Here is a 14,248-nt window from a genome sequence, read left to right as displayed (position 1 = left end):
ATTTTTAGTTTCCTTGCTCTTAAAGGTACGAGCAAAAAAAATATTACACAACATTTATTAATATTAGCCAAACATTTATTATGTTAGCATTGTATTTTAAAGAGGAATGTTAACCAACAATAAACACTAGTATGAAGAAATTATTATTCTCAATACTTTGTGCATCACCATCACTGCTCTTTGCACAAGGGTCTCAAGTGAACACGCAGGGCGTACGAGCATTAGGTATGGCTGGTGCTGGATCTGCACTATTCACAGACGAAACAAGTATATTCTACAATCCGGGAGGTTTAGCAAAAATGGACCACAATGCGGTATCTGCAGGGATATCTACGGTAATGTATCGATCAGCCTTCAAAGAATCAGGAAGCAATCAAGTCTACAACACACGTTCGCAAGTTACCCCACCATTTTCTGTCTTTGCTACATTTGGCCCAGACAATGCACGTTGGAAAGCTGGTCTAGGTGTTTACACACCTTACGGTGGAGCAGTGGATTGGGGAGACAGTTGGCCTGGAAAATACGAGCTCAACCACCTCAAGTTGCGCGCGATTTACATACAGCCTACCATTAGTTATAAACTTACCGATAACTTAAGTGTAGGTGCCGGATTTGTGTACAACATCGGTATGGTCGATCTAGCGCGGTCATTACCTTTGTTTTTACCTGACGGATCTTCTGCAAGCGCTAAATTAACCGGTACTGGTACTGGTATAGGTTACAACGTTGGTGCACATTACAATTTTGACAACAACGTCGCGATCTCCCTATCTTACCGATCGAAAGTCGTTACCAAACTGAAAAAAGGGGATGCTGATTTTACAGTACCTGATGCTGTTGCGGCCTCGTTTCCTGATACCAAATTCAGTGCAGAGCTCCCTTTACCGGCATCACTCAACCTAGGCATTTCGGTCCCGGTTAGTGACAAAGTAGATGTTGTTGCTGATGGAACTTTTATCCAATATAATATTTATAAAAAGTTAGTATTTGATTATGCAGACAATACACCGCTGCTACAAGATACTGAGCAGATAAAAAATTATAAGAATGCATTTTCCGGGAAAATTGGGGTGAATTATAAAGCCTGCGAGCATTTGGCTGTACGTGCCGGAGTAGGTTATGTAAAAACACCGGTTGACAAAGACCATGTTTATGCGGAGACTCCAGACAACGACCGTATCATGGGTGCACTGGGATTGTCATATGCAATTAACGACAAATTCAGCCTGCACGCAGCTTATGTTTTACAAAAATTGAAAGAGCGTACTGTCGTAAGCCCAGCTACACAAATTGAGGGTGCTTACAAAACTAACATTCATGCTCCTTCAATTTCATTCACCTATAAATGGTAATAGATTATGAAAAGATTTCAAAAAAATATTAAGCTTTATATTGGTTTTGCGGCGATAGCATTGGCTGCGTCCTGTAAACCGTCTATCGACCTTGACACCAAAGGCGGAAATCCCGAAAATGTAGATTTCAGCAAATATATAGCTGTTGGTAACTCACTAACTTCTGGCTACGCCAATAGTGGGCTCAGTCTCAAGGGTCAGGAACAATCTTTCCCGAATATGCTCGCTCAAGAAATGAAAAAAGTAGGCGGAGGAGAGTTTTTGCAACCTTATTTTCCTGCGGAAAACTATAATGGTAGCGGGTTCTTATATTTAAAAGCACTGGTGAACGGTCAACCGCAATTGGGTACAATTACTGACCACCTGGCCATCCGTGGACAAACGGAAGACAAAAAGCCGCTTTACATCAAGTACACTGGTCCCATCAATAATCTGGGCGTACCGGGAATGCGTTTGGATATGGCATTTGCGCCAGGAATAGGTACCACAAAAGGGAATCCTTATTTTGAGCGATTGCTACCAGACAATGCGCCAGTTACCACAACTTATGTAGATTTCGCAACCACGAAAGACCATACATTTTTCTCCTTCTGTTTAGGAAATAATGATGTGCTGGGCTATGCCACAAACGGTGCTGTAACCACTGATCCAACAAATGCCTTGATTTCAGAACAGACCTTTACAGTGCGTTATACTGAATTTATAACCAAATTGACCAGCAAAGAACAAAAAGGAGTTGTTGCGACCATTCCTGATGTGACGGCCGTTCCTTACTTCACAACAGTAACACGTCAGGCATTATTGGCTGCAGCGAATGCGGCGTTAAAAGCACAAGATCCCAATGCCGCACCACTCACGGATATCTACATTAAAACAAAGACAGCCCCTTTTCGTCCAGCAACGGATAAAGACATGTTTATTCTGCCATTTTCTTCGGCTGGCTTATTGGGTAGACGAGATCTCAAAGATCCTGTAACTGGCATTGTCAATCCAGCTCCTTACGGTCTACATCCGGCAAATCCTGTTGGCGACAATTTTGTATTGGATGAGGCTGAGGCAAAAATGGTCCAAGATCGTATCGTCGCGCTAAACACAACGATCAAACAGATTGCGGACAGCAAAAAACTTGCAGTAGCGGATATCTACAGCTTCTTGAACAAAGTAAAATCGGGCTATCAGATTAACGGTATCGCCATCAGTAATAAATATATCACTGGTAATATATTTTCGTTGGATGGTGTTCACTTAACACCTATGGGCTATGCCATTATGGCCAATGTTTTTGTTGATGCGATCAATGCAAAATATAGCACCAAATTAGGGAAAGTAAATGTCAGCCAGTATGGTGGAGTTGCCTTACCTTAGTGCTATAAATTAGCCAAAAGGATAACAAAAAAAGGTCATTTGAATTGAACATTCAGATGACCTTTTTTTGTTAGACAATGCTTATTTTTGTTTAGCATTCATCCGCTTCAAAAGCTACACCTAACAAATCTGCATAGGATAAGAATGGTACAGTGGAAGTCATCATAGTGGCCGCGTGGATGCGTTAACAGAGAAATACAATACGCATAGTAAATAATTATTCTTATGAAAATCAAATTAAACCGTGTCAACCAAGCTGTGCATTTCGAAGCCAGCAGTGAATTATCTTCCGTCAAAGTCAACATCGATGGTTCTGAAGCGATTGGTGGTGAAGGAAAAGGTGTTCGCCCCATGGAGTTGGTATTGATGGCATTGGGTTCTTGCAGCGTTTTTGACCTACATAGTATTCTATTAAAACAACGTCAGCAAATTGATGATGTCCAAGTGGAAGTAGAAGGAAAGCGCCGTGAAGAAGTGCCCCAAGTGTTTACGGATATTCATATCAACTTTTTCCTCAAAGGGGAAATTGATGAAGTGAAGGCGGCGAAAGCAGCCGAGCTAGCTGTCAAAAAATATTGTTCAGTACATGATATGCTTGCAGCGGGTGGTATCAACATCACTTATTCGCTAAAAATAAACTAATATTTTAGGCTGTCTATTGTTCAGATTTGTTTGCAATAAAAAATCTGAACAATAGACAGCTATATAAATAATAATGCGGGGCTAAAGTCTTGTTTGCTCTTCGGTCTTATTCGGTTGGTTGCCGCTCTTGACCTTTTGGTTCCCAAAGTGATACCGCAATGTCACATTTACCTTTCTTGTATCCCGATAATCATCAAAATAATTGTTTTGATCGGCATATTTTGACGATATTCTCATTTTCTCTGTCCTAAAAATATCCATAAACGCAAGGTTGACCTCTAATCGCTTATTAAAAAACTTTCGATTGGTCATCACGTAGGTACTGGAGTAGCCTGTAATTCGGAATGGTCCCTGAATAGTCGGTGAGGTAAACGTATTGCCGAGTTCCAGATTCCAACCCGCATTTTTGTCCAGGATATAGTTTGAACTTATGTTACCATTACCGATATAAACATCGTTCTTATGCAACACCGCATCGGCCCCCATAAAATAGTTTTCATTGTACATTCCTTCCAGTTGAAGATTTAATCCCCAACGGGAGGTCAATTGAAAGCTCTTCCCCAAATCTATTCCTGCCCCTTGCCCTTTCTTAATATTGGTATATTGAAAGATCAGCTGGTGATTGATGTTATCCTGCAAAGCAATTTCCATATTAGGCCATTTTTCAAAACGATAAAATAGATCCATATTCCAATTATCCTTTGTCCAGGTCAGGTTGAGATTATGCACAATCGTAGCCCTCAAGCGGGGATCTCCCTGGAAATATGAAAACAGGTTATAATAGGATTTCGCCGGATTAAGCCATGAATAAGCGGGACGGCTGATGCGTTTACCATAGGAAAATCCGAATTGCTGCTGATCCGAGAGCGCATATTGCATGTAGAAAGTGGGAAATAACACAAAATAATCCTTTTTATTCATGTCCTCCGGTTCTGAAACCCGTCCTTCTAGATCGGTATACTCCCCTCTTAAACCCGCTTTCCAGCTCCATTTCTTCCAGCTATAGTTAAACGATGTATATAGGGCGGCATTACGCTCATTATAATCAAACAGGCTGCTCTTGTCGGGCCGGTATTGAAGGGTACCTGATTCATCGTCCGAAAATATTAAGTCACTTGTTGTTTTGACAGCGCTAAACTTTCCACCGAACTCAACCTCTAGCCCTTTAATCTTTCCCGTAATATCCATTTGTGTGGAAAAAAGTCGGTTTTCACTATCGTTATTACTGATAAAACGCGTACTTGATGGTTTTTCCCCCTTAAAATTCAATGCTGTCAAAACATCTTGATCGTTGGTCGCACTGCTGGACGTGAAATAAGAAGACCAATTGATACTCCATTTGGAACTGAGTTTCTTGGCCACCTGGAGATATAGATTGTTGTTTTTATTGGACCGTTCATGATCATTTGTTGTAAAATAGCTGGATTCCTGCACATGGTCTTTGTTATAGATTACTGTAGGCACCTCATAGATGCCGTAGGACCTCGGCCCATAATAACCCGTTAAGCCCATATTGATTGACCATGTTGTGTCTGGTGTATATTCCATAGAAAGCACATAACTATTTTGGCTATTATTGGTATCGAAACGATCCATCGTGCCTTCCCATGAAGTCTGTTCCTTCGGGTAATACACGTAGTTTGTTTCATAACGGGCATAGGTACCGCGTCCAAAATTGTATGTTGCCCGTAGATTGAATTTTTCATTCTTGTAATACTGTGTCAGTCCAAACAACTGTTTCCAGGTCGTGCTTTTTTCTGCCAGGCCCACTACCGTACCCCGATAGCCATATAAGGTAGATTTGGAAAGCTTGATATTGATGATTGTACTTCCCTCCGCTTCATATTTTGCAGGGGGATTGGTAATCACCTCGATGGACTGGACATCGTTGCCCGCGGTATTCTCTAGATAGGTTTTCAGTTCCTCACCACTGAGCAGAATCTTGCGGTCATTGATCAGCACCATAATCTTTTTACTTCCGCGGACCATTAAGTCCGAGCCACTCGCCATCACCAAAGGTGTACGTTTAAGGATGTCCCAGGTATTGAGCGCAGAGAGGTTACTATGCCGTACGTTAAATTCTAGGCGATCCAACTTGCGGATCAATCGGGGTTGCCGGCCTACAACATTCACTTCCTCAAGCTCTTTCGCCTTAGGAAGAAGCGTCACGATCAGCGGACTTTTTATGGTATCGCTGTAAAAAAATAATTCCTTGGTGCCAAAATTCAAATGTGATGCTTTGAGATAGTATTTCGTATGCTGTGCTAATGCTAATTCAAACTTCCCGGAAAGATCAGTCTTCATTTCGCGAACCTGTTGATAAGTGCTATCCAATAACACAATAGATGCATCAGCCAGTCTCTCGCTATTTCCATTTTGAATCTGTCCCCCTACTTGCCTAGTCTGTGCTGTAGAAAGCAAAGGTGCTAAAAGCAAAAATAATAATCCTTTCATATTTCGGTATTTAATGCTCCAAAATTGTCCATTACCTCCGCTAAATATGGTTAATGAAGAGTTAATGCTGTGTTAAGGTGTCTGATGTTGCTTGCAAGCAATTATATTTGTATATGGAATTGAAACCTAAAAACTATATTATTCTTTTCATCTTATTTTTTGCTGTTCTTATCGGCATCCAAGGTTATCAATTGTACAACACCTACCAACTCAAACAACGTGAGATGCTCGGGATGGTCAAAAAGAATCTGGACAACTTAGATGACTCCGATTCCATTTTTGACCACAACCTATTAAGCAAGGATATCGCTAGAGATTACTACATCAAATTGGTCAAGAAAGAGATCACAGAAGAAAGCCTAAAAAATCTATATCAAACACATGCGCATAAAACTTCCAGAGAGCTGACTAAATATGTCGACAGTATATTCCAGCCCTTGGGTATGCATGTCATCCTTAAACAGGAAATACTAGGTATTTATTATAAAGATGCTGTAAAACCATTGGCCAAAGGACCGATCACCGTCTATACAACAAGCGGTACCTTTCACAATCCCACGGAATTATCCACAAGCAAATGGGTTACGGAAAAAACAGAAACAAATAAGATAGAGGATCGTATCGAAAGCAAAGAAATATTATATATTTTTTCAGTTCCGCGAAAGACTTCCTTTGAAGTGGTCAATCTGGGCTGGATTTTATTTAAGGAGCTGGCTTCCCTCCTGTTAAGCACCTTATTGATTCTGGCAGCATTTATCTGGCTATTTTATCGAACCATCACGAATCTCCGAAAACAAGACAAACAGATTGCGGTATTACATGATGTCGTAGACAATATTTCGCATGAGCTAAAAACACCGGTTGCGACCTTAAAAATTGCGGCTAAAACACTCCGAAAGTCTACCGATGATAACATCATCACGGTTATTGAACGCCAGGTAAGCCGCTTAGAGCAAACGCTAGATCCATTAAGCGAGAATCAAAGCGCATCAAGCCTATCCCCAATAACAGCAGGGGAGCTACAGGCGATTTTTAGTGATTTTCAGCTTTGTAATCCAACCATCCAGCTCATTTTAGAGCCAGGCCCCAAAGCGCAAATTTGCCTTAACGTCACTGATGCTACGACATTATTTAATAACTTAATGAATAATGCTGTTAAGTATGGTGCCACACAGTTGGGTATTCGTCTTGAAGAACAGAAAAATTATCTATCCATTCAGGTCAAGGACAATGGTCAAGGTATGGCAGAAAGCGAGTTGCCCTATATTTTTGAAAAGTTTTACCGTATCCAAAAAGACAATATCCATGATACAAAGGGATTAGGGATCGGTCTGTTCCTTGTTAAGAATATCATCAAGAAATACGGCGGGGAGATCAAGGTTATGAGTAAATTGCAACATGGAACAACTTTTACAGTGCTCTTACCACGCTAATTTATCGGGTTATGAAGAATAAACTATTACTGGTAGAGGATGATCCGGATTTTGGATTTATGTTGAAACAATACCTGGAGCTTTCGGATTTTAACGTGGATTGGATTGAACAACCGAATGATCTTACTGCCAATTTTCAAAGGCTCACGAGTTATGATTTAATTATTTTGGATGTTATGCTTCCACAAGTGAGCGGTTTCACTTTAGCAAAAGAGATCAATACGCTTTTTCCTTTACTTCCATTTATTTTTTTAACAGCCAAGGAGCAAAAGATCGATAAACTAACGGGCTTGAAAATCGGTGCTGATGATTACATCACCAAACCCTGTGATCCCGAAGAGTTGTTACTTCGTATACAGAATATATTAAAGCGTAATCAAAAACATGTTTCATCAGGTTCCATTTCAATTGGTTCATATCTATTTTCACCAGACCAGCTACTGTTAAGTCATGCTCTTGAACACTATAAGCTCACAGAACGTGAAGCACAGTTGCTGTTATTCCTGTGTCAACACAATGGTCAACTCGTAACGCGGGAAGATATTCTCGAAAAAGTATGGGGAACTGCTGATTTTTTTACGGGTAGAAGCATGGACGTCTTTATCACACGTATTCGAAAATACCTGAGCCATGACCCCACTCTTAGCATTAGTTCGAATCGTGGTGTAGGGTTTACCGTTCATTTCTGAAACTTACACCAGAGGTTGTTTTTAACGATGCCATCTATTGGAGGATTCAATTGTTATTACCTTTCAAGCTCCTCTTTTCGTCTATTCCATAATTTTTCCGCCCAGCGTCCGACAAACCAAAAGGAAACTGCCAGGATCAGGAAAAATACAGCTCTATTGATATTATCCCATAGGTACTCGACATAGCGTGTATAGATATTCAGTACCAAAAACACAAAACCCACCTCACGGGTGACATTATCTTTTGCTTTTAGCCCATAAATAACGAGAAAAGCGGACACTGCTGTAGATAAAATACCCCAATAAAACATATGGTATTGACGGACGGTGGTCCATTCGTAAAAATCCGAATAGTTACCAAAAATGGACAGTGTCCATAAGGAGACCATGAGGTAAATCAATCCAATAATATAACTGACCGGCTGAAAGATCTGCAAGCGTTCGAAACGCGGCTGCAGCCAAACCGCTGCTGCTGTGATCATTGCACCGAAAATAGTAAAGCGCAACGGATAATTCATTCCCCAGAATTTAAATCCCCAGTTGCTGTGATAGGCTGTCTCGGTAGCGAACCAAACGCCAAGGGCCAATAGCATAAAAGTCCAGATCAGCTTGCTATCGAGCTTTACGGCGAGAATTCCGTAGATCGCGACGGACAATAAAAACAAAAGCGAATAATGCATGGTATCTTTATCCAATACCTTGCCCATAAACCCGATGCAGGCTGCCGTTCCGAATACTCCGATCAACATCATCGTTTCTGTGGAAAGATTCTTATAAGGATAACGCTTTTTATAACGAAACCCCAGTGTATAGAACAGTACAGCAACCGCAGCAAAAAAGAAGCAGAATAAAATGTTGGGTGCTTCATAGAGGGTATCCACAAAAGCCAGGAAAGAAGCGTCTGTAAATAGCGAAAAAACAGCGAATACCAAAGAGGCTAAGGCGATCCAAAAAGCATAACGCGCCAGTTGCCCCCAATCAAAACTTTTAACATCGAGGCTATCCATCAGTTCATTGGCTTTTTGTTCATCCAAGAGATTCTCCTTTTTCCAAAATTGGACAATATCTTCGATGGATTGTTTCTCCTGTTTGCTGACGTCGTATTTTCGCATTATTTATTGTATTAAGTATTGAGCATTGAGACCCTAGTGAAACATAACTCTGGTCTACAAACTCGTTGAATTGGCTTTTTTAATTTTAACGTTTTATTTTCGAGACACTTCCTGTATAAACTTACAGCTTACAAGGTTGTCATAACGATCTAAATCGATCACAAGATAACAATAACCTTCATAACTTTCCTAAATCATTGCAGCATCACAAGAGCTCCGCATCACCTGTATATCACATTTTATTCCAAAAGTCAGATAGGCTCGCATAATTCCTTTAAAATCTGTAATTTTGCATGTTTTGCATTTTATCCCTTTACAAGGGTTTTAAGGAGTTTTCATGGCAGTAAAAAGAAGCCCAGATTTGGGCGAACAGAGTGAAGTTCAAGTATTTGGAGCGCGTGCGCACAATCTAAAAAATATAGATGTATCTTTTCCGAGAAATGAATTGGTCGTCATCACCGGTTTAAGTGGCAGTGGAAAGTCTTCCTTGGCTTTTGACACCATTTATGCGGAGGGACAACGTCGGTACATGGAAACTTTTAGTGCCTATAGCCGTCAGTTTTTGGGGGGTATGGAGCGTCCGGATGTGGACAAGATATCGGGTTTGAGCCCTGTGATTTCCATTGAACAGAAAACAACGAGCAAAAATCCAAGGTCAACCGTAGGAACCATCACTGAAGTATATGATTTTATGCGTCTTTTGTTTGCCCGCGCAGGTGAAGCATTCTCCTATGTCACTGGCAAAAAAATGGAACGCATGTCTGACGACCAGGTTATCGACCGTATTTTGGACGAGTTTGAAGGGCAAGCGTTAAATATCCTCGCTCCTGTTGTAAAAGGACGTAAAGGACATTATCGGGAGCTTTTTGAGCAAATTCGTAAACAGGGTTATGTCAAAGTACGTGTAGACGGTGAAATACTGGACCTTGTCCCAAAAATGCAAGTAGACCGCTATAAAATTCACGATATTGAGATTGTCGTTGACCGTCTGAAAATAGAACGCGATGACAAAAAGCGGCTACAGACTTCGGTTATGCAAGCCATGAAAACGGCAAAAGGCATTATCAAAGTGTCTACCAAGGATAATCAGGAACAATTTTATAGTCGCTATCTGATGGATGCGGAGTCAGGGATCTCTTATGATGAACCCCAACCCAATACCTTCTCATTCAACTCACCTTATGGCGCCTGTCCGACATGTGATGGGTTAGGCTATATCTTTGAGATTGATAAAAATGCCGTCATTCCTGACAAGAAACTCAGTATTCAAAAAGGGGGGCTGGCACCATTGGGGCCAACACGGGAGAACTGGACTTTTGAAGTACTTAAAGCAGTAGCCAAAAAATTGGATTTTGCGGTAACAACACCACTGGAAAAATTGAGCGATGAGCAGATCGACCAACTTTTGTTTGGTAATAAAGAAGAACCTATTGTCGTCACCGTATCCTATGGAAGTTATGGTACCCGTGAATATCGTGTGGAATTTGAAGGTATCTTCAAAATGCTCGAGGAATTTTCGGGAAAATCTTCTGATGAAGCACCTTCACTGGATGATTTCAGGACCAAAGTTACCTGCCCTACTTGCGAAGGAGCACGGTTGAAGAAAGAATCGCTTCACTTTATGATCGCAGACAAGAATATCCATGAGCTATCAACATTAGATATTTCTGCGTTAAAAGAATGGTTCGATCAGGTAGAGAGCAAACTGGATGAACGCCAATTGGTCATTGCTACAGAAATACTTAAAGAAATAAGGGCTCGTTTGGGCTTTCTTTTGGATGTAGGCCTGAATTACCTGACATTGGATCGTACAGCAAAAACCTTATCCGGAGGGGAAGCGCAACGGATCCGTTTAGCCACCCAGATTGGTTCACAGTTGGTCAACGTACTTTATATTCTGGATGAACCGAGCATCGGATTACATCAACGCGACAACGAACGTCTCATTAAGGCGCTCAAAAACTTACGTGATATAGGCAATTCGGTCTTGGTTGTTGAGCATGATAAGGATATGATCTTACATGCGGATTATGTGATTGATATGGGCCCGGCGGCGGGTGTTCATGGTGGTACAGTCGTTGCTGAAGGCCAGCCCGACGAGATCTTAAAATCAGACTCCTTGACCGCAGCTTATCTTAATGGGAAAAAAGAGGTTAAGATCCCGGAAAAACGTCGTGAAGGCAACAGCAAAACACTGACCATTCATGGCGCTACAGGGCATAATCTAAAAAACTTGACTGTAACCTTTCCACTCGGCAAATTAATCGTTGTATCAGGTGTTTCAGGCTCTGGGAAATCGAGTTTGATTACTGGTACATTGTACCCGATCTTAAATAAACATTTCTTCCGGGCAAAAGCGACTCCACTTCCATTCAAAAAGATTGAGGGCTTGGAGTATATTGATAAAGTCATTGAAATTGATCAAAGCCCTATTGGCCGTACACCACGGTCCAATCCTTCAACCTATACAGGTGTATTCTCCGATATACGCACGCTCTTCGTTCAGCTTCCCGAAGCAAAAATTAGAGGCTATAAACCTGGTCGTTTTTCGTTCAATGTCAAAGGTGGGCGTTGTGAAACCTGCCAGGGTGCAGGGTTGAAGGTGATTGAAATGAATTTCCTTCCTGATGTGCAGGTTCCTTGTGAAACATGTCACGGAAAGCGTTATAACCGAGAAACTTTGGAAGTGCGCTACAAGGGTAAATCTATTTCGGATGTACTTGATATGAGCATCAATGATGCTGTTGATTTCTTTGAAAATGTGCCAAGCATTTACAGAAAAATCAAGACCTTACAGGATGTGGGTTTAGGTTATATTACCTTAGGTCAATCTTCTACGACCTTATCTGGAGGAGAGGCACAGCGGGTGAAACTTGCCACAGAACTTTCCAAGAAAGATACCGGAAACACATTTTACATCCTCGATGAACCGACAACAGGACTTCATTTTGAAGACGTCAATGTACTCATGGGTGTGATCAACCGACTTGTAGACCGTGGAAATACAGTCTTGATTATCGAACACAACCTTGATGTTGTCAAATCCGCGGACTGGGTGGTTGATATCGGCCCTGAAGGCGGGAAAGAGGGTGGTCAAGTATTATTTGAAGGAACCCCAGAAAATTTAATTAAAAACAAGAAAAGCGAAACCGCACGTTTCCTAAAACTGGAGATGTCATAACAGCGAAGAGCCCATATTTATTAAAGGCAGGCACAAGGCTTCGACGGTTTTAGAGGCCATCTGGAATATCCAGTTGATTTTCATTTGTGTTTGTGCTGTCTAAATATGGATATTTCGTAACTTTGTATTATATGTCGGATATTATTCAATTACTTCCAGATAATGTTGCTAATCAGATTGCGGCGGGAGAAGTGGTGCAGCGACCAGCGTCTGCCATTAAAGAATTGATTGAGAATGCCATTGATGCTGGAGCTGACAAAATAAAACTTATTGTTAAAGACGCGGGCAAATCGTTGATCCAAGTCATTGACAATGGCTGTGGCATGAGCGTAACAGATGCTCGCCTTTGCTTTGAACGCCATGCGACGTCAAAGATCCGGAAAGCTGAAGATTTATTTGCTATTCGCACCATGGGTTTCCGTGGGGAAGCGATGGCGTCCATCGCTGCGATAGCACAAGTAGAACTAAAAACTCGCCGTATCGAAGATGAACTTGGTACTGTGGTCGAAATAGAAGGATCAAAAGTTGTCAATCAATATCCAGAAGCTGTTGCTGCTGGAACAAATATTTTAGTCAAAAATCTTTTTTACAATATTCCTGCCCGCAGGAACTTCTTAAAGAGCAATTCTGTTGAAATGCGCCATATCATTGACGAATTTCAACGTATCGCCTTGTCCAATCCACAGATTTTCCTTTCACTACATAGTGATGGAAATGAAATATATCATCTCCCTGCTGAGACACTGAAACAACGGATTGTCCATATCTTCGGAAACAACTACAACCAACGACTGGTCCCTGTGGAAGAGGATACATCCATTATTAAAGTGGAAGGTTTTGTCGGAAAGCCTGAATTTGCGAAGAAAACACGTGGCGAACAGTTTTTCTTTGTCAACAGGCGATTTGTCCGTGACCCTTATCTGCACCATGCGGTTATGAATGCGTACGAGGATATTATGCAAGCGGAAACTTTTCCGTTTTATGTCCTATTTATCGATATAGATCCTGCTCGTATTGACATCAATGTACACCCAACAAAGACCGAAATCAAATATGAGGATGACAAGGCAATTTATGCCATCATCCGTTCAGCGGTGAAAAGGTCACTGGGACGCTATAATATCATGCCTTCTTTGGATTTTGAACAGGAGACAAGCTTCACCAATCTGATTACCAAGAAATCATTGGACGAAATTATTGCGCCAACAGTCACCTTTAATCCAGATTTTAACCCTTTTGACACGGACAAGTCCAAATCGTCGTATTCCAGATCGGATAGTTATGCGGAAGGCTTTGCAAAAAAAACAGGGGGAATACCAAGCAATTGGGATTCATTGTACGAGATCGTCGAAAAGGAGGAGTCTGTACAACTTCCTTTGCATACTGGTTCAGAATTGGAGACGGACCGCCCACAGGCCATCCAAGTGGAAGATAAAACTTCCTCTAAATTATTTTTTCAGCTGCACAATAAGTATATTGTTTCACAGATTCATTCTGGTTTTATCCTTATTGATCAACAAGCTGCCCACGAACGTATTTTATTTGAACAGTTTCTGGAGCAGCTCGATCAGCATAAAGGTTTGAGCCAACAAAGTTTATTCCCGCAGACCATAGATCTCAACCCTGCGGATAATGAGTTGATGAAAGACTTATTGGACGACATCAACGGTCTAGGTTTTCAGATTCGTGAATTTGGAAAAAATTCCTATATTATTGACGGAATTCCGGCAGACTTGGGAACAGGCTTTGATGAGATCAAAATGATTGAAAAAATATTGGAAGATTATAAAAATAATCAATCCGAATACAAGCTAGCTAAACGCGAGAATCTAGCGAAAAGCCTTGCTCGCAATGCTGCGATCAAACCAGGCACACAGCTTGACAACACCGCTATGGCAGAATTGGTCGACAAGCTCTTTGCCTGTCAATCACCGAATATCTCCATCTATGGTAACCCTGTTATCGTAACATTTACATTGCAGGAATTAGCAGAAAAATTTGGTAAAAACTAGAAGATAAA

9 protein-coding genes are annotated in these 14,248 nt (G+C 41.2%); 7 read left to right on the top strand and 2 right to left on the bottom strand.

What is annotated here, in order from left to right:
- The first annotated feature begins 131 nt into the window (after window positions 1-131).
- The 3 genes from LC454_RS09350 (at window position 132) to LC454_RS09340 (ending at window position 3,359) form a co-directional block, all read left to right on the top strand.
- Complete coding sequence (locus LC454_RS09350) at window positions 132-1,352, top strand: OmpP1/FadL family transporter (protein ID WP_223581732.1); 1,221 nt, start codon at window positions 132-134, stop codon at window positions 1,350-1,352.
- Window positions 1,353-1,358: 6 nt separating this feature from the next.
- Window positions 1,359-2,717, top strand: coding sequence for an SGNH/GDSL hydrolase family protein (locus LC454_RS09345; protein WP_223581730.1), 1,359 nt, complete (start codon window positions 1,359-1,361; stop codon window positions 2,715-2,717).
- Window positions 2,718-2,942: 225 nt separating this feature from the next.
- On the top strand, window positions 2,943-3,359 hold the full coding sequence (locus tag LC454_RS09340; protein WP_223581728.1) for an OsmC family protein: 417 nt from the start codon (window positions 2,943-2,945) through the stop codon (window positions 3,357-3,359).
- A gap of 81 nt (window positions 3,360-3,440) precedes the next feature.
- Here LC454_RS09340 and LC454_RS09335 read toward each other — a convergent pair whose 3' ends face one another.
- Entirely contained in the window at window positions 3,441-5,813 is a 2,373-nt protein-coding gene (locus tag LC454_RS09335; RefSeq protein ID WP_223581726.1) for an outer membrane beta-barrel family protein, read from the bottom strand.
- Window positions 5,814-5,926: 113 nt separating this feature from the next.
- On the opposite strand from LC454_RS09335, the gene LC454_RS09330 reads away from it, so the two are divergent.
- A complete protein-coding gene (locus tag LC454_RS09330; protein WP_223581725.1) occupies window positions 5,927-7,246 on the top strand; it encodes a sensor histidine kinase in 1,320 nt (439 codons plus the stop codon).
- Window positions 7,247-7,257: 11 nt separating this feature from the next.
- Window positions 7,258-7,935, top strand: coding sequence for a response regulator transcription factor (locus tag LC454_RS09325; protein WP_223581723.1), 678 nt, complete (start codon window positions 7,258-7,260; stop codon window positions 7,933-7,935).
- Between the two features lie 56 nt (window positions 7,936-7,991).
- Here LC454_RS09325 and LC454_RS09320 read toward each other — a convergent pair whose 3' ends face one another.
- Window positions 7,992-9,047, bottom strand: coding sequence for a DUF2157 domain-containing protein (locus LC454_RS09320; protein ID WP_223581721.1), 1,056 nt, complete (start codon window positions 9,045-9,047; stop codon window positions 7,992-7,994).
- Window positions 9,048-9,384: 337 nt separating this feature from the next.
- On the opposite strand from LC454_RS09320, the gene uvrA reads away from it, so the two are divergent.
- Both uvrA and mutL read left to right on the top strand, forming a co-directional pair.
- On the top strand, window positions 9,385-12,228 hold the full coding sequence (uvrA, locus tag LC454_RS09315; protein ID WP_223581719.1) for an excinuclease ABC subunit UvrA: 2,844 nt from the start codon (window positions 9,385-9,387) through the stop codon (window positions 12,226-12,228).
- A 131-nt stretch (window positions 12,229-12,359) separates the two neighbouring features.
- Window positions 12,360-14,240 (top strand): DNA mismatch repair endonuclease MutL, encoded by a 1,881-nt coding sequence (mutL, locus tag LC454_RS09310; RefSeq protein ID WP_223581717.1) that lies wholly within the window; start codon window positions 12,360-12,362, stop codon window positions 14,238-14,240.
- The last annotated feature ends 8 nt before the right edge of the window (window positions 14,241-14,248 follow it).

It is taken from the genome of Sphingobacterium sp. GVS05A, from assembly GCF_019969845.1.
Taxonomy (GTDB): Bacteria; Bacteroidota; Bacteroidia; order Sphingobacteriales; family Sphingobacteriaceae; genus Sphingobacterium.
This window is presented reverse-complemented; position numbering and strand designations above follow the sequence as displayed.